Source organism: Paenibacillus selenitireducens, from assembly GCF_002021565.1.
Classification (GTDB): Bacteria; Bacillota; Bacilli; order Paenibacillales; family Paenibacillaceae; genus Paenibacillus_K; species Paenibacillus_K selenitireducens.
The window spans coordinates 191,898-215,014 of record NZ_MSZX01000006.1; the positions used below are offsets into that span (position 1 = coordinate 191,898).

General features: G+C 45.3%; 22 protein-coding genes, 2 tRNA genes, 1 pseudogene and 1 other annotated feature. Of the genes and pseudogenes, 6 read left to right on the forward strand and 19 right to left on the reverse strand.

The genetic code is table 11. The annotated features are described in order from the left end of the window. Window positions 1-8 precede the first annotated feature (8 nt). From BVG16_RS16610 to BVG16_RS16620, 3 genes are all read right to left on the reverse strand, one after another. Complete coding sequence (locus BVG16_RS16610) at window positions 9-500, reverse strand: Lrp/AsnC family transcriptional regulator (RefSeq protein WP_078499799.1); 492 nt, start codon at window positions 498-500, stop codon at window positions 9-11. 113 nt (window positions 501-613) lie between these two features. Continuing rightward, the gene (locus BVG16_RS16615) at window positions 614-1,003 is read right to left on the reverse strand and encodes a spore coat protein (protein ID WP_233147064.1); all 390 of its coding nucleotides are present in this window, start codon (window positions 1,001-1,003) and stop codon (window positions 614-616) included. 22 nt (window positions 1,004-1,025) lie between these two features. Continuing rightward, window positions 1,026-1,259 (reverse strand): hypothetical protein, encoded by a 234-nt coding sequence (locus BVG16_RS16620; RefSeq protein WP_078499800.1) that lies wholly within the window; start codon window positions 1,257-1,259, stop codon window positions 1,026-1,028. Between the two features lie 156 nt (window positions 1,260-1,415). Between BVG16_RS16620 and BVG16_RS16625 the strand changes: the two genes are divergently transcribed. After that, window positions 1,416-2,657, forward strand: coding sequence for an NAD(P)/FAD-dependent oxidoreductase (locus BVG16_RS16625; protein WP_078499801.1), 1,242 nt, complete (start codon window positions 1,416-1,418; stop codon window positions 2,655-2,657). Between the two features lie 45 nt (window positions 2,658-2,702). Here BVG16_RS16625 and cysK read toward each other — a convergent pair whose 3' ends face one another. From cysK to BVG16_RS16645, 4 genes are all read right to left on the reverse strand, one after another. Further along, window positions 2,703-3,620, reverse strand: coding sequence for a cysteine synthase A (gene cysK / locus BVG16_RS16630; RefSeq protein WP_078499802.1), 918 nt, complete (start codon window positions 3,618-3,620; stop codon window positions 2,703-2,705). A 37-nt stretch (window positions 3,621-3,657) separates the two neighbouring features. Then, window positions 3,658-4,080 (reverse strand): hypothetical protein, encoded by a 423-nt coding sequence (locus tag BVG16_RS16635; protein ID WP_078499803.1) that lies wholly within the window; start codon window positions 4,078-4,080, stop codon window positions 3,658-3,660. 126 nt (window positions 4,081-4,206) lie between these two features. Then, window positions 4,207-4,626, reverse strand: a complete 420-nt coding sequence (locus BVG16_RS16640; RefSeq protein ID WP_078499804.1) for a DUF350 domain-containing protein — start codon at window positions 4,624-4,626, stop codon at window positions 4,207-4,209. A 73-nt stretch (window positions 4,627-4,699) separates the two neighbouring features. Then, window positions 4,700-7,060, reverse strand: a complete 2,361-nt coding sequence (locus tag BVG16_RS16645) for an endonuclease MutS2 (protein WP_078500130.1) — start codon at window positions 7,058-7,060, stop codon at window positions 4,700-4,702. A 155-nt stretch (window positions 7,061-7,215) separates the two neighbouring features. Between BVG16_RS16645 and BVG16_RS16650 the strand changes: the two genes are divergently transcribed. Continuing rightward, entirely contained in the window at window positions 7,216-7,569 is a 354-nt protein-coding gene (locus tag BVG16_RS16650; protein WP_078499805.1) for a phage holin family protein, read from the forward strand. Between the two features lie 68 nt (window positions 7,570-7,637). Here BVG16_RS16650 and BVG16_RS16655 read toward each other — a convergent pair whose 3' ends face one another. The 7 genes from BVG16_RS16655 to kduI form a co-directional block, all read right to left on the reverse strand. Continuing rightward, entirely contained in the window at window positions 7,638-8,138 is a 501-nt protein-coding gene (locus tag BVG16_RS16655; RefSeq protein ID WP_078499806.1) for a CvpA family protein, read from the reverse strand. A 36-nt stretch (window positions 8,139-8,174) separates the two neighbouring features. Continuing rightward, the gene (zapA, locus tag BVG16_RS16660) at window positions 8,175-10,160 is read right to left on the reverse strand and encodes a cell division protein ZapA (RefSeq protein WP_078499807.1); all 1,986 of its coding nucleotides are present in this window, start codon (window positions 10,158-10,160) and stop codon (window positions 8,175-8,177) included. A 91-nt stretch (window positions 10,161-10,251) separates the two neighbouring features. Next, on the reverse strand, window positions 10,252-12,696 hold the full coding sequence (pheT, locus tag BVG16_RS16665) for a phenylalanine--tRNA ligase subunit beta (protein ID WP_078499808.1): 2,445 nt from the start codon (window positions 12,694-12,696) through the stop codon (window positions 10,252-10,254). A 74-nt stretch (window positions 12,697-12,770) separates the two neighbouring features. Continuing rightward, a complete protein-coding gene (pheS, locus tag BVG16_RS16670) occupies window positions 12,771-13,802 on the reverse strand; it encodes a phenylalanine--tRNA ligase subunit alpha (RefSeq protein ID WP_078499809.1) in 1,032 nt (343 codons plus the stop codon). Window positions 13,803-13,868: 66 nt separating this feature from the next. Beyond that, window positions 13,869-14,121, reverse strand: a binding site (T-box leader). Between the two features lie 77 nt (window positions 14,122-14,198). Then, the gene (gene kduD, locus BVG16_RS16675) at window positions 14,199-14,951 is read right to left on the reverse strand and encodes a 2-dehydro-3-deoxy-D-gluconate 5-dehydrogenase KduD (RefSeq protein WP_078499810.1); all 753 of its coding nucleotides are present in this window, start codon (window positions 14,949-14,951) and stop codon (window positions 14,199-14,201) included. A 15-nt stretch (window positions 14,952-14,966) separates the two neighbouring features. After that, complete coding sequence (locus tag BVG16_RS16680) at window positions 14,967-15,722, reverse strand: DeoR/GlpR family DNA-binding transcription regulator (protein WP_078499811.1); 756 nt, start codon at window positions 15,720-15,722, stop codon at window positions 14,967-14,969. A gap of 33 nt (window positions 15,723-15,755) precedes the next feature. Beyond that, window positions 15,756-16,589, reverse strand: a complete 834-nt coding sequence (kduI, locus tag BVG16_RS16685) for a 5-dehydro-4-deoxy-D-glucuronate isomerase (protein WP_078499812.1) — start codon at window positions 16,587-16,589, stop codon at window positions 15,756-15,758. 246 nt (window positions 16,590-16,835) lie between these two features. Between kduI and BVG16_RS16690 the strand changes: the two genes are divergently transcribed. Next, a complete protein-coding gene (locus tag BVG16_RS16690) occupies window positions 16,836-17,705 on the forward strand; it encodes an AraC family transcriptional regulator (RefSeq protein ID WP_078499813.1) in 870 nt (289 codons plus the stop codon). 168 nt (window positions 17,706-17,873) lie between these two features. On the opposite strand, the gene BVG16_RS16695 is transcribed toward BVG16_RS16690, so the two are convergent. Genes BVG16_RS16695 through BVG16_RS16705 form a run of 3 tightly spaced genes read right to left on the reverse strand, consistent with a single transcriptional unit; the run spans window position 17,874 to window position 20,657 of the window. Next, window positions 17,874-19,781, reverse strand: coding sequence for a tetratricopeptide repeat protein (locus tag BVG16_RS16695; RefSeq protein ID WP_078499814.1), 1,908 nt, complete (start codon window positions 19,779-19,781; stop codon window positions 17,874-17,876). After that, window positions 19,775-20,086 (reverse strand): hypothetical protein, encoded by a 312-nt coding sequence (locus BVG16_RS16700; RefSeq protein ID WP_078499815.1) that lies wholly within the window; start codon window positions 20,084-20,086, stop codon window positions 19,775-19,777. Before BVG16_RS16700 ends, BVG16_RS16695 begins: the two co-directional genes overlap by 7 nt. Further along, a complete protein-coding gene (locus BVG16_RS16705) occupies window positions 20,070-20,657 on the reverse strand; it encodes an RNA polymerase sigma factor (RefSeq protein WP_078499816.1) in 588 nt (195 codons plus the stop codon). Before BVG16_RS16705 ends, BVG16_RS16700 begins: the two co-directional genes overlap by 17 nt. A gap of 263 nt (window positions 20,658-20,920) precedes the next feature. On the opposite strand from BVG16_RS16705, the gene BVG16_RS16710 reads away from it, so the two are divergent. From BVG16_RS16710 to BVG16_RS16720, 3 genes and pseudogenes are all read left to right on the forward strand, one after another. Then, entirely contained in the window at window positions 20,921-21,349 is a 429-nt protein-coding gene (locus BVG16_RS16710; protein WP_078499817.1) for a MarR family winged helix-turn-helix transcriptional regulator, read from the forward strand. 48 nt (window positions 21,350-21,397) lie between these two features. Continuing rightward, a pseudogene (locus BVG16_RS16715) lies at window positions 21,398-22,176 on the forward strand (alpha/beta fold hydrolase). A gap of 79 nt (window positions 22,177-22,255) precedes the next feature. Next, window positions 22,256-22,591, forward strand: a complete 336-nt coding sequence (locus BVG16_RS16720) for a YrdB family protein (RefSeq protein WP_078499818.1) — start codon at window positions 22,256-22,258, stop codon at window positions 22,589-22,591. A 367-nt stretch (window positions 22,592-22,958) separates the two neighbouring features. Here BVG16_RS16720 and BVG16_RS16725 read toward each other — a convergent pair. Together BVG16_RS16725 and BVG16_RS16730 are read right to left on the reverse strand one after the other, a co-directional pair. Further along, window positions 22,959-23,032, reverse strand: a tRNA-Gly gene (locus tag BVG16_RS16725). 6 nt (window positions 23,033-23,038) lie between these two features. Continuing rightward, window positions 23,039-23,115, reverse strand: a tRNA-Pro gene (locus tag BVG16_RS16730). Between the last annotated feature and the right edge of the window lie 2 nt (window positions 23,116-23,117).

The window sequence follows — 23,117 nt, forward strand, 5'->3', positions numbered from 1 at the left end:
CCTTTTCGTTACGGTGAGACAATGAGACGATGGTCGTCTTCATGGTCTTCGAATATAATCCCGTCTTGCTTATATTTTTTGAGAATGAAATGTGTTTTCGTCGAAAGAACCTGATCAATCGGCGACAATTTGTCCGAAACAAAGCTTGCAACATCTTTCAAATTCTTGCCCTCTACTTCGACGAGTAAATCATACGCGCCGGACATGAGGTAGACCGATTTTACTTGGGGGAACAAATAGATGCGCTCGGCAATGCCTTCGAAACCGCGTCCGCGCTCGGGTGTAATCTGTACTTCAATCAAAGCCGTTACTTTATCGTCTTCAACTTTGCTCCAATTTACAACAGCCGCGTATTTGACAATGACATGGTCATCTTCCAACTCCGTAATCGCTTGCTTCACAGTGGCTTCCTCGACCCCAAGCAATGTGGCCAGCAGCTCTGTGTCACGGCGGGCATCTTCTTTTAATAGATCCAAAATTTGCAATTTCAACGCATTCATTGATCAAACCTCCCAAACCATAATAACTATCTTACAACGAATACCATGTTCATGCAAAACAAAAAACCGTTTTTACGGCGTTTATATGCCTGTAAAAACGGCTTTCGGTGATGTTAAAAGTAATACGGGTTATTCGATGTTTGCGCAGCCTGCGCATTTGCCTGTGGTTGAAAGTTTTGAGCTTGTTTCTGAGAAACGAACTGTTGTGTCTGTTGCTGCGTTTGCTGCATAAGTTGCATCTCTTTATCGATCGCTTGTTTCAAGGCAGGTGATGGCTTGTCGTACATATTGTTTTGCTGCATGTAGTTGTACAAGTCACCTTGGATCTGAAGCGAATGATTTAACAGATTGGTAAACATGGAACGAACCGCTGGACACGCTGCTTCGGTCGTCGCTGTCGTATATTCGCCTACCGTTCTTTTTAGATCTGCCAAAATCGTGTACATCATGTCTCCGTCTGGCATAAAAGTACCTTGTTGATTATTCTGTTGCTGTGAATTCACCTGTCATTTCTCCTTTGCTGTGTTACTGAAGTTGAGTGGGAGCAAGCGATTGATGGTGCTGCAGGGATTGAGCAAGTGTCTGATAATGCGCCTGGTGTGCTTTCAACATCGTCGAACAAATTTGTTGTACAGTCGGGTTCGATGAGCTTGCCGCAACGGCTACGCATTGTTTAATAAGAAGATCTTCATTCGATAGGGAATCTGAAATGTAATTCAACTCTTTGCCGGATAACGGCAGATGGTGCATCATTTGCATGGGTTGACGTTCCTCCTTGTGGCGAACTATAGAAGTTCTGATTCCTTCCTAGGATGGTTCAACAGTGTCCTAAATATGTATTGATATTGTGTTATTCCTGTGAATAAAGCTTTTTTGAGAGAAGCATAATGAGGGAAAGGGAGGAGGAGTACACGAATGGACCTTGTGTCAGGATCTTTGTTTTGGCATCCTACGATCCATCCAACCCCATCATATCCAACAGTTGAAGAGGATCTAACGTGCGACGTCCTGGTTATTGGGGGCGGCATTGGCGGTTTGTTGTGCGGAGCACTGCTCGCAGAACAGGGCTTAAAAACGATTCTGATTGAAAAAGATACCATTACGTCTGGCAGTACGCAAGCAAGTACAGGCTTACTTCAATATTCCAGTGATAAGCATCTTTCATCCTGCATTCATACCTTTGGTGAAACCAATGGGGTTCGTTTTTACCGACTATGCCGTCAATCAATTCACGACTTAGAAGCCTTATGTGCTAGATTGCCTTTCGATGCTCAATTCCATCCGCGGGAAAGTCTCTATTACGCAAGCTGTAGGGCCGATGTGCCGAAACTACAAGCGGAATACGAAGCGCTCAAGCGATACGGTTTTGATGCGACCTACTGGGATGATCAAGAGATTTCCAGTCATTTCTCGTTCTCCAAGCCCGCCGCCATCTTCTCGAATGATAATGCAGAAGTGAATCCCGTTGCCTTATCGTTTAGCTTGGCGCAGTTTGGAATCGATCATAACCTTCGGATTTATGAGCACTCCAAACTCATTCGATGGGACAATGAAGAGCATCATGTCAACTGTTATACCCGTAAGCATCGCATTCGTGCAAGGAAAGTTGTTTTTGCTAAAGGATATGAAACGGCTCAAATGACGAATGACCCCAATGCGGTGCTCGTGAGCACCTATGCGATTGCAACGGAGCCTGTGCGTGAATATACCGATTGGTATCAACGCGCAATGATCTGGGAGACAGCACGCCCTTACTTATACTTACGCACGACAGATGATAATCGTATCCTTATCGGAGGATTGGATGAGCGCACGATCCGTCCTGAAGAGCGAGATTCAAAGCTGCTGCATAAGAGTGATGTACTCCTCAACACCCTGAAATCCATGTTCCCGAATATACCTGACATTCAAAATTTGAAGATTGCTTATCAATGGGCCGGCGTATTCGGTTCTACTCATGATGGCTACCCAATTATTGGAGAGCATCCATCCAAGTTTCCAAATTGCTATTTTGTCCAAGCCTTTGGCGGCAATGGAATGGCCTATAACTTGATGGCTGCCCAAATCATTCGAGACTTCATCATCAAGGGCGCTCATCCTGATGCAGATATGTTTCGTTTATATCGTTCGAACGAGAATAAACCTCTACCGAGTTAGCTCGCCTTGGAGCATCTCGTATAGAGGTTATCTGTAGTCATAAAGTTAGAACAAGTCCATGCTCAAATATCGCTCTCCCGTATCGGGAGCCATACAGAGGACTTTTTTGCCAGGTCCAAGCTTGGCCGCGATTTGCAAGGCAGCCCATACCGAAGCTCCTGAAGAAGGACCCACGAGAATCCCCTCCTGCCGTGCTAATCTTCGGGTCGTCTCGATGGCATCTTCGTCAGCAACTTGTATGATTTCATCATAAATACTCGTATTGAGGATCTGCGGCACAAAACCAGGGCTTGTTCCCACCAGTTTATGAGGTCCAGGGATACCGCCTGAGAGGACAGGAGATCCTTTGGGCTCCACAACCGAAATATAGATATCAGGGAGATGCGCGCGCAAGGTTTCCCCTGTCCCTGTAATCGTCCCTCCGGTGCCCGCAGACGCCACGAATACATCGAGCTTCCCATTCATTTGCTCAAGAATCTCGAGTGCTGTGGTATGACGATGTGCATCAGGGTTCGATCCATTCTCAAATTGATTCGGAATATAGCTGTTTTCGATTTGTTCTTTGAGCTCCATTGCTTTACGCAACGCGCCCGACATTCGTTCAGCTGCCGGTGTTAGCACGATTTCAGCACCGTAAGCTTTGAGCAGGTTGATTCGCTCAGCCGTCATATTATCAGGCATCACGAGGATCGCCCGATAGCCCTTCGACGCTGCGGTCATGGCCAAGCCAATTCCCGTATTGCCGCTGGTAGGTTCAATAATCGTCGCACCCGGACGAATGACTCCTGTACGTTCGGCTTCCGCAATCATATGGTACGCTGCCCGGTCTTTCACGCTGCCGCTAGGATTGAACATCTCTAGCTTCACGAATACATCCGCATGCTGAGATGTCACCATGCGCTGTAATTGCACGACCGGCGTATTGCCGATCAATTCGGTAATGTGCTGCACGACGCGCGGCATACGAATCCCCCTTCTGCAATACTTCTTTATGCGTGTACTAGCGGCTCAGACGCTTAATCATTTTTTGACGATCTTCAGGGGACAGTACATAGGCAACTTGGAAACAACCTGTACATACATACATGTTCACTTGAAAAGGTGCTTCCACAAAAGGTTGTCCTACCGTATCCGGTACGTTCGGTTGGAATGCATTCGGAGGCGTCACCTGTTTGCCGGCTAACACCATAAACTCACGGCAATACATGCACTCAGGCACTTCCTCTTGCTCGTCTAACACACGTTCTACGGCTTCTTCATAACGACTTAGCTCTTCATCATCATCCGTGGCCGGATCAATCTGCACCTGCAATGTGCGATAGCCTTTCAGTTCATTATTACAATGCGGACATTCCTCTTCCGGTCCGATTTCTTCATCCCATACAATCTCGGTATCACACCAAGGGCAAATGACTGGTTCCATACGTTATTTCCTCGCATTCTTTAAATATTTATCCAATAGATAATTCCAATCGTAACAAAAACAACAGCTAATGCAAATAAAGTCCCCCACAAGTACTTCATGCGTTCTCCTCCTGAATCAAAGCTGCTACGACAGCCCTGCACCAATAATAAAGGATAATGAGATAGAGATCATCATCGCGATAAAACCAACCGCACGGTTATCTTTACCAATCTCTTCATCAATGTGGAATACAGGGGTTAAAAATTCAAATAAAAAATAAGCAATAATAAGCAATACAAATCCAAAGGTTGCCCATGTTAATGATTCATAGATGTTTCTTGCTTCTTGAATGCTCGAGCGGAAAATATTGCATATCCCGAATATCTTCCCGCCCGTAGCCATCGCAACAGCAAGATTTCCTTGCTTGATCTCATCCCAACATCGGTATTTCGTTAGCAGCTCAAAGCAGTACAGGAAGAAGATCAGCGCAAGAACGGCGACTGAAAAATAAGCAACCATTGAAAAATAAGGGTTTTTTAAGAGCATCTCCAGTTGATTTTCCATGCCGATCACTCCTTCCATGACTATAGTAATGGCAATGGCATAACCTTCGGTATGCCATTTCTTCATTCATCAACTATGACAGTTCAGCGACCGTAACACCCGATCCGCCTTCGCCATAATTCCCTAGGCGATAGCTTTTGACATTGCGGTGTTTACGCAAATATTCTTGAATTCCTGTTCTTAGAATCCCTGTGCCTTTACCATGGATAATATAAACCTGACCCAGATTCGATAAGAACGCCTCGTCAATAAACCGATCCACTTCCATGATCGCTTCCTCTAGATTCGCCCCTCTTAAATCCAGTTCGGTTCGAATGTTATCATCCCTTGTACGTTTGACCGGCGTTACGTTCCGCTGCGGTTGCGCTTTCGCTGGAGCAGATTGAACCATCTCGAGATCACTTAAGCTTACTTTCATTTTCATGATCCCTAATTGAACGACCGCATCATTCCCTGACATCTCTACAACATGGCCGCGTTGGTTCAAGCTATACACGACCACTTCATCGCCAGCCTGAATTGGACGCTGTTGCTTCGCCTTCGCACGTTTCGGTGTTGCAGTCTTATGTGCGGGCGCTGCTTCGTCCAGCGCTCTTCGTGCTGCAATTAATTTATGTTCCTTGACGGATGCGCCTTCTTCAAGTGCAAGCTTGCGCAGATCCGAAATAATGTTCTCAGCTTCTTTTTTCGCTTTGGAGATCACTTCACGCGCTTCGGATTCCGCTTTTTCAATCATTTTATCACGCTGCGCATCAAATCGGTCTCGTTCACTCTCTTGCTGCTTCCGTAATGCTTCCAACTCGCGACGCAGCTGCTCGGCACTTTCGCGTTCTGCTTCCGCACTTAGTCGATTCTCTTCAAGTGAAGCAATCATGCTCTCCACGCGAAGGTCCTCTTCTTTTACCGTGCCGCGTGCATGTTCAATAATCTCATGCGACAGACCTAATCGTTCAGCAATCGCAAATGCATTACTTCGTCCTGGTATACCTACTAGCAAGCGATACGTTGGGCTTAATGTCTGTACGTCAAATTCCATACTCGCGTTAATGACGCCATTGCGATCGTAGGCATATGCCTTTAGCTCGCTATAGTGTGTTGTAGCAACCATCCGACATCCCATCGCATGAATATGTTCCAGAATCGAGATGGCCAGTGCAGAACCTTCTGCAGGATCTGTGCCTGCGCCCAGCTCATCGAGCAATACCAGACTCTTCGGCGACATATGGTTAAGAATCCGAATGATATTCGTCATATGGCTTGAGAAGGTACTCAAGTTCTGCTCAATACTCTGCTCATCCCCGATATCTGCATAAATCGCGTCGTATACGCACATTTGACTGCCGTCTTCCGCAGGAATGAAAAGTCCTGACATCGCCATCAAACTGAGTAATCCAATCGTCTTCAAGGAGACGGTTTTCCCCCCCGTATTCGGTCCGGTTACAATGATGGAGGTATATTGATTCCCAAGTTCAAGATCAATCGGTACGACCTTATCGATATCAATTAATGGATGCCGGCCTTTGCGTAATTTCAAGAAACCGCGGTCATTCATGATCGGAAGCGTCGCTTTCATCACATGCGCTAGGCGTGCCTTGGCGAACATAAAGTCAAGCTGCCCCATCATTTCCACGTCTGCTTGCAGCAGAATATGCTGCTCGCCCGCCTCGTCAGATAAGCGGTGCAATATTTTCTCGATTTCGCGTTCTTCCTTCAGTCTTGCTTCACGAAGCTTGTTATTCATCGCGACAATCGATTCCGGTTCAATAAAAAGCGTCGCGCCCGAACTGGATTGGTCATGCACGATGCCGCCGAAATGCGAACGATACTCCTGCTTCACCGGAATAACGAACCGATCATTTCGGATGGTGATCAATTGATCCTGAAGCATCTTGGCTACGGATGATGAACGAATCATCTGTTCCAATTTCTCACGAATTCTAACCTCGCCGTTACGTAATTCTCTACGTACCAATGCAAGCTCTGAGCTCGCCTGGTCCATCACTTCCGCTTGATCGTCAATACAAGCTTTAATCGAATCTTCAAGCGGTTTCTGATCCGTGATCAGTTGACTTAATTCATGCAGCATCGGAACAGGATGATCATCATGCACCTGTTCGATGAAGCGCTTTACACGTCTGCCGCCAAAGATGGTATTCGCGATATCTAGAAGCTCATGAGGGCCTAACATCCCACCGATATGAGCTCTTTGAAGACTGCTTCGTATATCAACAACCCCGCCAAATGGCGCACTGCCTTTAAGTCGATCGATGGTATAAGCCTCATCTGTTGCTTGCAACAGTCGCTTCACATCACTCAGCTGGGTCACGGGCTGCAGCTGCTCTGCAATTTCTTTCCCCAGACTTGTCGAAGCATGGCTTGCTAATCTATGTAAAATCTTCGCGTATTCCATCGTTTTGTAAATTTTCTGGTCCACTGGTAAATTCAGCTCCTCTCGTTGTTTATTATAGCTGAACATCAGACGTAACGCCATGTTCAGGCTTTTTTTTACCATCACTCATAATGTTTGCAGTACAGGGTAAAATAATCGTTGAAACGTAAGATTTATGAACCTAAAGGAGGTTACACCACATGCATTTCCTTGGCCATGTAGTACGATTCATCGTCTCGGCCCTCGTACTGTTAGTCGTAAGCTGGATTGTTCCTGCCTTTAAAATTGGAGGATTCTGGAGCGCTTTGTTCCTCGCGCTTGCGATCGCTGTTCTAGGCTGGGTCATCGAAAGTATTTTTGGTAAAAAAGTGACACCGTTCGGTCGCGGAATCGTCGGTTTTCTAAGCAGCGCGCTCGTCATCTGGCTTGCACAGTTCTTCATCGGCGGTGTTTCTGTGTCTGTCATTGGCGCCATCCTCGGTGCTCTAGTGATTGGAATCATCGACTTGTTCATTCCAATTGCTACACCGTACGAAGCTGGCAAAGAACGTTAGGAACAGCAAATGAGCAAAAGCGGTTATGACACGTGGAAATCCCGCGTCTTAACCGCTTTTTTCATTCGTTAGCTTTGTGTAAGCCGTGTAATAAATTGAGCTGTCGCCGTGATAATATCGGGTGTATACAGAGTTACCTGATGAGATACCCAACTATCTGCCAAGGCGGACTTTACTTCCGGCGCTTTCATGTAGCGTGCTAAATAAATGACAATAATCGATATGACACCCCATTCAAACAACCCAAATACAGCACCAATCCAACGATTAAGTCGATGGATGCCTGGTACTTTGGCGAGAAAATTCAAGAACCCTCCCGCCAAAACAAGCACATATTTAGTAATAATGAATAGGGCGATAAAGGCGAGAATGCTTGAAAATGTCACATTTAAGCCTGTTGTTTTTCCAAGCCACACGCTTAGACGTTGATAATAAAGGATTGAAATCATGAAAGAGAAGCATAGTCCCACAACCGACAAGAACGAATTCACAAAGCCGCGAACATAGCCGTAGACGCCGAATAGAATGGCGATTCCTAACCAGATGTAATCGATGAAATTCAAATGCATTGCGGCCTTCCACCCTGTTCTATTTGTGACGTTCCTCTAGTTCTGTTCGATCAATTCGATCCATTCATTGTACTCTTCTTGCAGCTTCGCGTATTCTTCCTTCAACTTTTCATACTCCACAGCGATTTGTTCTGCTTTCTCCGTTCCAAGCTCACGTTCCGTCTTCAGCAGTCGATATTGATGGGACACCAATTCGAATTCCTCACGAATCACATTTAATTCGTCATAGACATCCGCCAAATTGCGTTCCAAAGAAGCAGTCCGTTCCACTGCTTTTTCGTATTGATGATGTTCTTCTACAATTTTGCTCTCTAACTCGTAACGTTCTTCATTCCATTGCAGCTGTTCCAGCTCAAGTTGATGAACGTCTGATGTCATCTGCTCCTTCGTAACGGCTAACTCGTCATTCGAAGCTGCCAGCTGCTCGTTAAGAACTTTCAAAGGTTCCAGCTGATGCAGCAATTCTGTCACCTGTTGATTATGCTCAGATAATTGGGACTGTGCCACTTTTAATTGCTGCTCCAAGTCCGCACAATCTGCTTGAACGCGTTCAAGCTTTTCTTGCATATGCATTTTTTCTTCGGCGATCAACTCGTCATAATACGATTTGATCTCCTCTATCTCATTCTCAGCATTCAGCTTGAAATCCAAACGTTCTTTATCGAATTTCTGTTGAAGCTCTGCCATTTCTTGTTCTGATTGCAGCTTCATCTCAGAAACTTCCTGCTCGGATTGAAGCGTGATCTCGGACATCTCTTCCTTCAGATCCGCAATCTTCTGCTCCATCTGAAGCATAAACTCCGCTATTTCATCTTCGGATTGACGTTTCAATTCCGACAGCTCTTGTTCATATTGGCGTTTGACCTTCGTCATCTCTTGCTCAGACCATGTCTTCGCTGCCGTTACATCTTTTTCCGATTGCGATTTTAGATCCGCAACCAGCTTGTCCGATTGGGCTTGCATCTCTTTTAGTTTCTTCTCGGCACTTAATTTGGCTTCGATGGCTTGAGATTTGGCACTCGAGACCTGCTGTTCTGCCTGCTGCTTCAACACGGCCAATTCCTTATCATTTTGTTGCTTCATTTCATTCAACTGCTTATCACTTTGTTGCTTCAATTCATTCAACTGCTCATCGGTCTGCTGCTTGATGGCCGTTACCCGCTGATCCGCTTGCTGTTTCGCTTGTGCGATTTCTTGCTCAGCTCGCGTCTTCATCTCTAGCAACTGCTTCGCGGCAAGCTCTTTGGCTTCCGTACGTTCCTTAGCAGCTAAGGACTTGCTGTCGTTTATTTGCTTCTCGGCAAGGCTCTTCGCAGCAGCCAATTGACTCTCCAACTGCGAAATCGTATTCTTGAGCTTCGTTTCATTGGATTTCAGAGCTTGCTCGCGCTGCGTGATTTGGCCTAATTGGGAACGCAAATCTGAAGATTCTTTCTTCGCTGCATTCCATTGTCCTTGTAATGAAGTCAACTGGCTGTTCTGCTTCGACTCCAGTTCGGAGAGCTTCTCCTTGTACTGTTGTTCCATCTTGGACATGGCCTGCTGCTGTTCCGATTCTAGCTTCTTCAATTGTTCCTGCTGCTGTAGTTCTGCCTGTGTAAGCTTCTCTTGGTGTTCGGATTTCAAACCTTCTATGTGGTTGAGCTGTTCTTCATTGACTTTCAATTGCTTATCCGTTAATTTTTTCTGTTCGTCAAGTTGAAGTTGTGCTTGTTCTACCTGAACAGCCTGCTCTGCACGAGCACGGTGCAATTCATTCTGCAACTTCTCATGTGCATCCTTCATGCGATCAATATTTTCTTGATTACGCTTCGAATCCATCACTTGTTCAGCCATATGAACCGCCGCTAATACTGCAATGCGAGGCACATCGAGCCGTGGATTCCCTTTCGCAATCTCAACCATATGGTCATTGACGTAATCCGCCACAATTTTTACGTAGTCTTTACTAGAGGTTCCGACAAGTTTGTATTGTGCTCCGTAAATTTCTACGGTTACGCGGGTACGATCTTCGTTTGTCATGGTCGTGTCCTCCTTAACTCTTTTCTCATGCAAAAAAAACAGTCACATCGAGCCCTTTCTTATGATTCGATGTGACTGTTCCTATTTCCTGCTATTTTCTTAATTCTGCATGAAAAGATTGTTCTAAACGTGCTACGACTTTACCATGGGCCTCTGTTACTTCTTCATCTGTCAATGTACGTTCTGCGTGACGGTATACAAGAGAAATCGCGACACTCTTCTTGTCTAGACCAAGCTTTTCTCCGACGAATACGTCAAACACTTGAATAGCTTCGAGCAAATCTGCCGCCTCTTCCTTAGCTGCTTCAACTAATTGGCCTACGGGTACGTCACTTGCTACCACAACAGCAATATCACGTTGTACAGCCGGGAAGCGTGGAAGCGTCTTGTACGTGATCGCGAAATCAGCAGCATCATACAGCGGCGCCAATCTTAATTCTGCTACATACGTGTCGCCCAAATCTTTTTCCCGTTGCAATTCCGGATGAATTTGACCGATGGTCCCGAGCAGCACATCCCCTGCTTCAGCCGCTAAATAAATGGAAGCCGAACGCCCCGGATGATATCCCTTCGGTTGATCTGCAACAAAACGGATTTGTTCCGCAACGCCAAGCGATGTAAATACAGTCTCGAGCACACCCTTCAGATCATAGAAATCATAAGCAACAGGCTTCTGATTCCATTGAGCGGATTGAGCATGACCTGTCAGTAAGAGTGCCAACATCGGTTGTTCTTGCGGAAGTGTCGTTAATTCAGATTCCTGGGTTGCATAGATATTCGCAATTTCAAAGATCGCTACATCGTCTGTCTTCCGATTTCGGTTATAAGTCGCAATATCTAACAAGTTCGGTACGATACTTGTGCGCAGCACGCTGCGTTCTTCACTCATCGGCATCGCAAGCGGCACGGGACGTAGACCATCCGTCAAGGACCCAAAAATTTCAGTCTGGGATGGATGGGTGAACGAATAGCTAATCACTTCGTGAATGCCATTGTCTGTCAGTAATTGACGCAGCTCGCGACGAATGCGTTGGGATTTCGTGAATCCACCTGGTGTCGTTGAACCTTCAATTAAAGTCGTTGGGATGTTTTCATATCCGTAAAGTCTTGCGATCTCTTCAATAAGGTCGACGTCTTGTGTAATGTCGCCACGGCGTTTCGGCACCGTAACAAGGACGGATTCCCCTTGATCATCGTATGCAAATTGTAACCGATCAAAAATCGCTTTGATCTCATCGGTTGCAAGTGTTGTACCTAAATAACGGTTAACCTTCGCAAGAGACAACTTCACTACCGTTGCTTGCGGCTCTGTCACAATGGCCTGCACGATACCTTGCGCAACTGCTCCGCCTGCTAGAGCTGCCATCAATTCTGCTGCACGGTTAATGGCAGGAATTACCGCCTCTGGATTCACTTCTTTCTCAAAACGAATACTCGCTTCGGAACGAAGACCCAGATGACGGGAAGTTTTACGTACGGAGCCCCCATCGAATTTAGCGGATTCCAACACGATATTCACGGTCGTTTCCGTCACTTCGGAGTTCGCTCCGCCCATGACACCTGCGATGGCAATCGGCTTCTCGCCGTCCGTAATGAGAAGCATGGATGGATCTAACTTACGTTCTTGATCATCAAGCGTCACCATCACTTCACCGTTACGTGCAGAACGCACGTCGATTTGCCCGCCAGCTAATTTATCTGCATCAAAGGCATGTAGCGGTTGACCATATTCCAACATGACATAGTTCGTTATGTCGACGATATTGTTAATCGGGCGAACGCCCGCTGCCATCAAACGGTTTTGGAGCCATAATGGAGAAGCACTGACCTTAACCCCGCTAATGTAGCGCGCTGTATAGTGATGGCAAAGCGCCTTATCTGTAATATTAACTTTCACTTTATCCTTGGCTGCTTCACCGTTCGTAGATACTTCGGCTTGGACTTGCGGTAATTTCACTTCGCGCCCCAGAATAGCAGCCACTTCATAAGCTACGCCTAACATGCTTAAGCAATCCGAGCGATTCGGCGTAAGGTCTAGCTCCAACACATGATCATTGATCGCAAGCACGTCAACGATCGGCGTTCCAATCTCCGTATCCTGCGGCAAAACAAGAATACCTTCTTGCAGCTCTTTTGGTAACAATTTATCATTTAATCCCAATTCTTTCGCAGAGCAGATCATTCCATGCGAAGCGACACCACGCAGTTTCGCTTTCTTGATCTCCATACCGCCTGGCATCACCGCGCCAACAAGGGCTACGGGTACCTTTTGCCCTGCATCTACGTTCTTCGCTCCGCAAACAATCTGAAGTTTCTCTTCAAGACCTGCATCTACGATACATACGTTTAATTTATCTGCATCTGGATGCTTTTCTTTGGATTCCACATACCCGACAACCACTTTGTTAACGCCTTTATTACGATCCTCGACAACGTCGATTTCTATGCCTGCATCTCTAATTTTATCTGCGACTTGATTGGCTGTATGATCATGAAGATCGATATAATCCGTTAGCCATTGATATGATACTTTCATCGCTTGCTCACTTCCCTCATCGTAATGGATTGCTAATAAGCGTGTAACGCCCGATTGGATAACCGTCTATACGGCTACATCCGCCCAAATTGTTGTAAGAATCTGAGATCATTCGTATATAGATGACGAATATCGTCAATACCGTATTTCAACATCGCGATTCGGTCTGCACCCATCCCGAATGCGAAGCCGCTATATTCTTCTGGATCGTAACCACCCATGCGCAGCACTTCTGGATGCACCATGCCGGAACCTAGAATTTCTAACCAACCTGTATGCTTACAAATACGGCATCCTTGTCCGCCGCAGTGTACGCAAGTCACGTCAACCTCTGCACTTGGCTCTGTGAATGGGAAGAAGCTTGGGCGAAGAAGGATTTGCATGTCTTTACCGAACATTTGCTGCGCGAATTGCAGCAAGGTTCCTTTCAAATCGCTCATCCGAATGTTCTTATCAATAACAAGACCTTCAATTTGATAGAACTGGAAGGAGTGCGTCGCATCGTCATCGTCGCGTCGATACACTTTACCAGGACAGATGATCTTGATAGGTTCACCATTCATGGCTTGCATGGTACGTACTTGAACAGGAGATGTTTGTGTACGCATTAAGATTTCATCTGTCACATAGAACGAATCCTGCATATCGCGAGCGGGATGGTTTTTGGGCAAATTGAGCGCTTCGAAGTTGAAATAATCACTTTCTACCTCAGGACCTTCTGCCACACGATAGCCCATACCTACGAAGATATCTTCAATTTCCGTAATTACTTTCTGTAAGGGATGAACGGCACCGCGTGCCATGGGTTTCCCTGGCAGTGTGACATCAATCGTTTCCGCTTGCAGACGTTTGGCAGTCTCTTCTTGTTGGAATTTATCTTGAAGACGTTCAATGACCTCTTCAATCGCTCCGCGTACATCATTGGCAACTTGCCCGATGACAGGACGTTCCTCAGCGCTTAATGCGCCCATTCCGCGAAGAATTTCAGTTAGCTCCCCTTTTTTACCAAGGTACTTTACGCGTAAATCCTGTAGATGCTGCGGCTCAATCACTTCAGTGAGTGCGGACAGCGCCGATGCTTTTAATTGTTCCAATCGATTTTTCATAAATTGGTGAACCCCCTTCTGCAAATTCGCTCTGTTAAAGAGCAATAAAAAAAGGCCTCTTCTCCCGTAAGGGACGAAAAGACCGTGGTACCACCCTTGTTAGACAATTGCCTTATCGATAAGACAAATCTCTCACTTTACATCGAGTAACGGTTCGAATCCGGTATCCTCTAATGAATGTGCTCTTGTAAGCCGCATCGTTCAAGGAACTGCTCAGGAGTGAATTTCGACAGCCTTGTTCTATAGAGATGCTCTCAATCTGTGGCATCTCCTCCCTGTTCTAGAGGCACTGCGTACTTATCTCCGTCATCGCATTTTAACTTCATTCATGCAATTAGGTTATATTATATGCAAAAAAGGGACCGTATGCAAGTCAAGTCTCGTCTATTATCGCCTCTAGCGAACCATCCATCCGCCATCGACGCATAAGACATGTCCGTTCACATAATCCGATGCTTGAGAAGCTAGGAATACAACCGGACCCTGAAGATCTTCCGGTGTTCCCCAACGTGCCGCCGGAATACGAACCGTAATGGATTGATAACGCTCCTCATCCGCCCGAATTTGAGCCGTGTTCGCTGTCGTCATGTAGCCAGGTGCAATCGCGTTAATTTGTACCCCTTTGGAGGCCCATTCATTTGCCATTGCTTTCGTCAGACCGGCAACCGCATGTTTGCTAGCCGTATATCCAGGAACGTTGATTCCGCCCTGGAAGGTCAACATGGATGCAATGTTAATGATTTTCCCGCTGCCGCGCTCAATCATGTGGCGCCCAAACGCTTGGCTTAAATAAAATACAGCATTTAAGTTCAGATCCATCACGGCTTGCCAATCCTCAGCGCTGTGATCTGCAAAAGGTGTTCTTTTGATAATTCCTGCATTATTCACCAGAATATCCACTTTGCCAAAGGCTTGAACACATTGAGCCACAACGCCTTGAATCGCATCCTTTTGTCCCAAATCCGCTTGCACATATACGGCTTTACGCCCAAGCGCTTCGATCTCTTGCACCGTCTCTGGATAAACGGAACTCGATACAAGCACAATGTCAGCCCCCGCTTCAGCAAGTGCCAAGCTCATCCCACGGCCAAGTCCAACACCCCCGCCGGTAACGACGGCCACTTTTCCTGTAAGATCAAATAATGCCATGTGTATTACACCCTCTCAAGATTGGTCAATGAATACACCCACGTTAGTATATCGTTCATAGACTTCTCGCGGAAGCTTGCCATCCGTAATAATCCCATCGAGTTCATCTAATGGAGCCACCGTTCGTAATGCCGTCCGATCGAACTTCGAATGATCTGCAACAGCATACACATGCTGTGCGATCTCAATCATGGCTCGTTTCATCTCAATGAAATCACCAGTATAGACCGAAAGCCCATGTTCCAAATGAACGCCTGTCGCAGAGATAAATGTTTTTTGTACATTTAACTTTCGGATGTATTCGATTGCCTCGACACCAACCAACATATTCCGAACACGATACCCACCTGGAACAACCAAGCGAATTTGATCCTTGGCCGATAAGGTATTGATGATATAAAGATCATTCGTGATCACGGTATAGGGCTGGTTATCTAACAAACGAGCCATTTCAAGTGTCGTGCTGCCGCCGTCCAACGCGATAATGTCATCCGGGGCAATATATTTCATCGCTCTTGCTGCGATGGATGTCTTATCTTCCAGATGCTGTGTATGAGGCTCTTTGACGGACAGCATGCCGAGCTGGTCTGGGTGCTTAAGAATAGCGCCTCCATGCACGCGAAGGAGCAGTCCCTGTTCCTCCAGCTTGCTTAAATCCTCGCGAATCGTCTTGCCTGTGACCTGCAACTGCTCACTTAAATCATTCACGGTCACTTCGCGTTTAGAGAGCAACACTTCCATTATTTTCTCATGCCGTCGTATACTGTTCATCAAAGTTCCACCATTTCACCTAAGAGTTTGTTTCTATTTTATATCCTGCATCGCTACGGCGTCCATATCCTCGAACGTTTGGTTCTCACCAGCCATGCCCCAAATGAATGTATAATTGCTTGTTCCTACACCGCTATGAATGGACCAACTTGGTGAAATAACAGCTTGTTCATTACGCATCACCACGTGGCGAGTCTCATCCGGCTCACCCATCAAGTGAAATACAACGCCATCTTCCGGCATATCAAAATACAAATATACTTCTGAACGGCGATTATGCGTATGGCAAGGCATGGTGTTCCACATGTTGCCTGGCTTGAGTAATGTCATGCCCATCACCAACTGACAGCTTTGTACGCCATTCTGATGAATGAAACGGTAAATCGTACGTTCATTCGAGTTCGTAATGCTGCCCAAATGGTTCGGAGACGCTTCTTCAAGCGCGGATTTCACCGTTGGATATTGCTTATGAGCCGGCGTAGAATTCAAATAGAAGCGTGCAGGATTTGCTTCATCTACACTCTCGAACAACACTTCCTTCGAACCCAGTCCGATATACAAGCAATCTTTTGTCTGCATTTCGTAACGAACGCCATCGACAGTAACCACGCCGGCAGGACCGATGTTAATAATCCCGATTTCACGACGCTCCAAGAAATATTCCGTTCCCATGTCTTTCGCATCCGCTTCCAGCTTCACAGGTTCTTTCGTTGGAATGACACCGCCAACGATAAAGCGGTCCACATGCGTGTATACCAATTGCAATTGGCCCGGTACGAATAAAGAGTTAATTAAAAATTCCTGACGCAAGCGCTCGGTATCAAATTGTTTAACTTCATTGGGATGTGATGCGTAACGTACTTCCATGAGATCATCTCCTAATCGATTAATTAGGTTCATTATAGTTCATTTAGTCCTCGAAGTAAACGTTAGTTTCGAACTTAAATGAACATTTTTAAACTCTCTTCATTAGAGGCTGCTTCCCTATCCTTACATGAATCTTGTATAATCAACTCGATTCCGAAAACGAAACATGACACAAGAGCGCACAAAAAAGCAGGATAAAAACATCCCCAATGATTACAATTTACATAAAGGAGTGAGCGATACAACATGGCATGGATCGAATCCTTACAGAAGGCGATTGACTATATGGAAGATCATATCCTAGAACCCATCACGATCGAAGAGATTGCGCAGCAGGCGAACGCCTCTTCATTTCACTTTCAGCGGACGTTCTCCATCTTAACCGACATTACCGTAGGAGATTATATAAGACGCCGGCGATTAACCCTCGCCGCTCAAGAATTGTCCCGAGAGAGCGGTAAAATCATTGATGTCGCCTTCAAATACGGGTACGACACACCTGAAGCTTTCTCCAAAGCATTCAGCAGGCAGCATGGCGTCACGCCTAGCGAAGCACGCAAAACAATCGGAAAATTCACGTCTTACAATCGCCTGGTTATCCAGGTAAGTCTGAAGGGAGCGGAACCTATGCAGTATCATTTTGTTGACAAAGAAGCTTTTCAAATTACAGGAATCAAACAAGGTTTTTCAAGCACAAACGGAGAGAATCTCATTGGGATTCCAAAAATGTGGGCGGAGGTGAATCAAAACGGCATCGACGATCAATTATTTCAACTCAATAACGATGTCATTCCTGGCGTATTAGGCGTATGCGTTGACCATCGCGACACCCCATCCGGTACCGATATGGATTACTGGATTGCTACGACGTACGATGGTACAGCGCCTGAAGGATTCTCATCTTTAGAAATACCCGCGGCAAAGTGGGTTGTATTCGAAGTACGAGGTCCGATGCCGGACGCGATGCAGAATGCATGGAAGCAAATCTTTTCGGAATGGTTCCCAACGAGCGGCTATACGCACGCAGCGGGGATTCCTGAGATGGAAGTCTACAGCAAAGAGGATCCTTCCAGCCCTGATCTTTATTCTGAGATTTGGATACCTATTCAATCGTAACAAGCAAAAACGCCTACGGAGTCCTTTTCAAGGACGTATAGCGTTTCAGCGAGAAATATTTGCGCAGCTAATGCTTTCTCATATTTGCACAAAAAAGCTTCTTCGCTCACACTGGTGTGTTCGAAGAAGCTTTTTCATGTTATACCGTTGGTGGATCCCAAGTTGTGTCTACTTCACGTAATATCGTAAAACTTTTAAAATAGTCGCCAAATTGGGGTCATCTTGTTTTAATGCAGCAACAGCTTGATCCACCTGCGAACTTTTTCCTAATTCGATTCCTTCAAGGCCTTGCATGAACTGCGTATTGCTTACATCTTTTTCCTCTACCTTCATCATAAGTGCATGCAAATTTTCCTTTGCGTAATCAATAGGTGCCTCTTCTGCCACCTTGCGTGCTTCGTCGATATCCCCATCCAATAGATGCATCAACACCAATTTCTCGCCCGTTGGTTCAGGGGCATGCTGAAGCATTCGTTTATACATCTGCATAGCCTCGTTACGCATCCCGCGTGTCCGATAATCATCGCCTAATTTCTCTTCCGCTCGAGATTCGCCCTGTTCAGCTAACTTCTCATAAATCGCGATCGCCTTCTCGGGCTCCCCCGTCTTTTGATAATCGTCCGCCATCATCAGTTGATCCATAGCCGTCGGATTCTGAAGCATTTCCCAATACGGCAGCGCTTTGTGCGGGTTCCCATGATCCTCCCAAGTGATGCCGTAATCATAGATCAGCGCCAGCTTGCGAACGGCTTTGGGATCAGGAATTTCTTGCTCATACGCCTGGATCGCTTTCTCATAATCATACTGCCTTGCATAACGATCTCCTTCGGATTCGCCAGCCGCATTAATCGTAAAGAACGGAATAGCCGAGTCTAATCGATAGTATCCGCTGCTGCTGCCGATCTTCTCACCTTTTGTCCCATACGCATCGACGGACCAACTAAACTCGCCGCCAGGATACAGAAGACCCAGTATGGAATTAGGATCTAGCGCAGCTTTATTCTTATCGTCCCCTGCTGCGTGTGATTTCGAAGAGCCTGTATACTGTGTTTGTAAAGCCTCGATGTTATATGAAGCAGAAGTACCCATCCATTTCTCTGTTAAAGGTCTTGTTAAAGAACCAACGATCCGACCATCTTCCCTAGAACGCTCCAGAGAAGTAAGTGAGACTTGATAATACTGCGCTCCCTTCACGGGTTTCCACTCAAATTGGATCGTCGATCCTTGAATCATTTCGTTATCCATTGGCGAAACAAGCTCCATTAAAGGTATAAAATCCACGTCATAATCTTTTGTCTTAGAAGATTCCACGACAACAAACTTTTCTTTGTGCGGCAGCAAAAAATAGCCTTCCACGCTGGGATAAGGAACCGCGACACCGACCAAATACTCCCCCGGAGGCACATCATAGAACGAATAATTCCCGTCTTTATCGGTCATCACCGTGATGGAATCCGACTGATAAATTTCATTGCTCGAGAATCCGCCTATCGTACTTCGGCTCTTTAGAAATAAGACGACTCCTGATCTTGGTTCTCCATTAAATCGGACGCTCCCCTTGACCGCTAGATGCTCCCCGGGTTCGGATTGGATTCGTTTAACTTCGTATAATAATCTTTGAGCTTCCGCAGACTTCGCAGGCAGTTTCACGAGTTGGTTCAACAGTTCTTCCGTGCGGGTGATGTCCCCCTTTTTTCGATGAAGCAAGGTTAACTGCCATAATACGAAGTCATTCACTCTTGGATCATCGGGATAGTCACGGAGAAATTGTTCGTAATATTGAATCGCCTTTTCTTGATTCTCTACCGTGATGCCTGAATTCGAAAAAGATGCTCGATCCCCGTCACTCATCATATACAGCAATTCATCCGATTCATCTATATTAGGTACCGCGTTCTGTCCAGCTAGAATTAGCGCATCAGGCACCTCGCTACTCCAAGGAAAATAGCGGATCACCGCATCATATGCCCCCGAGCGCAATAAATTAGACGGCAGATTTACAACAGCGATCACCGATGCCATGACAAGGAGGACAATCAGGATCGCCAGCGTCTTTACTTTTAACCGAATCACCATGATGTTCTCCTTTTCTCCAGCTCTTGTTCATAAAACGTACCGCTATGCAGCGTAACCATCTTGTTCGGATTATTAAGCCCCTTTTTCGAATCCGTTCCGAACCAAGTATGCGCATGGAATAACCCGACACTCACGATCACCATAAGCAGCGCCGGCACCACGATGATCGAAATTGGAATTTGAATTTCACGTTCCCAGAATGAAGGCTTCGCATGGTTCAGGACATGTTGCTTCATGTGTTCGTCGAAATGGATGTTGTGTACGGCCTTCTCCAACTGTTGATGCAGGTCATCCCGATCCTTCATCTTGCCATTCCTCCTTCTCGAGTACGTTTTTTAGCAGTGCTCTGCCACGAAATAATTTACTTTTGACTGTCCCTTCCCGCTCCCCCAAATATTCGCTTATCTCATATACCGATAAATCTTGATAATAATGAAGAATGATGACCTCTCGATATTTATAAGGTAATTGGTACACCTGTCCCAGTAGCTCTTGACGAAGAAAGGACTGCTCTGGTCCTTGATGATCAACTTCGGTTGGTCTAGGGATCATCGTTTCCTCCGGCACCGCTCGATAGAATAATCGTCTCCACGCACTCTTGCGCATCCAAGTCCGGCACTGGTTCAACGTTATTGTTAAGAGCCATCCATACAGCGATCCTTGCCCTGTAAATTGATGTATCCTTTGATACGCTTTGATAAAAGCCTCCTGACTTGCATCCTCTGCCAAATGTATATCCTTCATTAACAAGACGGCTGTACGATAAATCCCCGTTCCATACAGATCCATGAGCTCCGCGAGCGCCGTCTGATCCCCCTGCTTCATCCGCGCTGCCAATTGTTGCTCCACTTCCCTTGCAACTCCCCGGTTTGCCATATCTCACGCTCCCACCTGCCGGGACTTTCTTTGAAGTATTCTACCATGTAGATGCGGTCACCTCGTGTTTAGGTTGCATGATGTTGCAAAAATTCCAAAAGAAATTTTGGTTCAAAACCGAAATCATGCTTGACGAATTAACCGAGGTTGAAAATGGGCAAGAGAAAATCGTGAACTACCATCAATGCCGTTTAATATTTATATTTTATTAAACAAGCTTTATAGTTAAGTAAACTTAATAATTAAGCGAGGTATCGTGTGGAATGAAGGATCATTATATTAATCATATAAACGTTTTACATAACGAGATAAATATCCAAATAGCAAAAAAATATGAGGGCAAGCTGGATAATGAGCTAACAACAAAGCAAGTATTATTACTTGAATTAATAAAAGCAGGTGTTACCTCAACAAAAGATTTAGCAGATAAGTTAAATGTTTCAACAAGTGCAGTAAGTCAGCTGCTAAATAAATTAGAGGATAAAGGTTATGTTGAAAGGTTTATTAATCCGAAGAATCGCCGTGAAATTATCTTGAATCTCGCTGATAAAGCCAATCAATATTTTAAAGATTTAGCCTTTTTGAAGGATGAAATTAATAGAGAGGTCTATGGAAGGCTATCTCTAGAAGAATTGAAACAGTTGACGAAAATACTAGAAAAATTACAAGTTATTGCGAAAGGGAATTGCTAAGTAAATTCAAAAAAGCGGATCATTACAAAGAAGAGAGGGATGATTGAGATGGCTTTGCATTATCAGGAATATGGTGATATAAACGCTGCTCTGATGTTATTTTTACATGGCGGTGGAGTGAGCGGTTGGATGTGGGATAAGCAAATTCAATACTTTACTAATTTTCATTGTGTTGTTCCAGATTTACCGGAGCAAGGTCTGAGTAATGATGAGGTAGACTTTTCAATTAAAATAGCGCAGATCAACTAATCGAATTAATCCAAGAAAAAGCAAAAGGTAAGAAAGTGATCGTTATTGGGTTTTCTTTGGGCGCTCAAGTAACGATTCAACTCGTGAGTATGAAACCAGATTTGATTGACTTTGCAATGATAAATAGTGCTTTGGTGAGACCTATTACATATATCAAGAAGTGGATTCGACCTTCTATTCGATTAACATCTCCATTAATGCGAAATAGGTTGTTTGCCAAACTACAAGCACAAACATTATATGTGAATAAAGAATATTTCGAAAAGTATTATAAAGAGAGCAGTCATATGAGACCAGATACGCTTGTTCGAATATTAGAGGAAAATATGTCATTTGAAATACCTAAGGATTTTAAAAAAGCGAATGGAAAGATATTGGTTACTGTGGGCGAACGAGAAAAAGCCGTTATGAAAAAATCTGCAAAGGATATTGTGGCAAGCAATTCAAATTGTGCAGGTGTCATCATACCTAAAATGGGGCACGGAATTTCTATGGCAAAGCCTGATTTTTTTAATCAAATGATAGAAACGTGGATATATAAAGGGAGTTTACCGAAGGGTGAAAAAATAATAGGTTGATTTTGTCGACTAAACACAATAATTCGCGCCTGCATAGTTACAATATATACCATTCAGGACAAGGAAGAGGCAGTCTCATTTGACGATCATTTTAAATCTGAACTTAGCCATAAGTTTTCTATTAGAACTCTGCGCCCTTGCCGCGCTAGGATATTGGGGATTTACAATTCGCAAAGGGTGGGGCATCAAAATAATCTGCGGTTTGGGTGCGCCTATACTCGCTGCGTTCATCTGGGGACTATACGTCGCTCCGCATGCCACCTATAAATTGCCCTATGTCATTCAGCAAGCCATCGGATTAGGCGTATTCGCAATTTCGATTTATGCACTGTACCGCCGAGGAAAATCAACATGGGCAACCATTTTCGGCGTTATTCTTGTGGTTAACCGTTTAATCGATTATGTGTGGGAGTAGCGATGAGAAAAACCATCAGGGAAGATCACCCGACGGTTCTTTATTGTGTAAACCTATACGTTGGTCGATAGGAGAGGCGGATTGGTATTTCAAATCAACTGTCGTAGAAATCCGGGAGCAAAAGCGGACATGAGAGACCTTATTCTTTGCTATAATCACAGATTAGCCGCTTTTGCGGACTCAGATGCCCTTATTCTATACTAATAATGAGTATATACCCTATTTATAGTAGATTAAGGGCTCCTGTGTCCGTTCAACCAGCATTTTGAATGCTTTTTGCAGAATAAGGGCTCCTGTGTCCGTTCATTTCTCGCACCGCTCCAAACAACAAAAAACCACCCAATGGGTGGTTGCTTTTTTGATTAACTGGAGCGGGTGATGGGAATCGAACCCACGCTATTAGCTTGGAAGGCTAAAGTTCTACCATTGAACTACACCCGCAAATAATGGTCGGGATGACACGATTTGAACATGCGACCCCCTGGTCCCAAACCAGGTGCTCTACCAAGCTGAGCTACATCCCGAA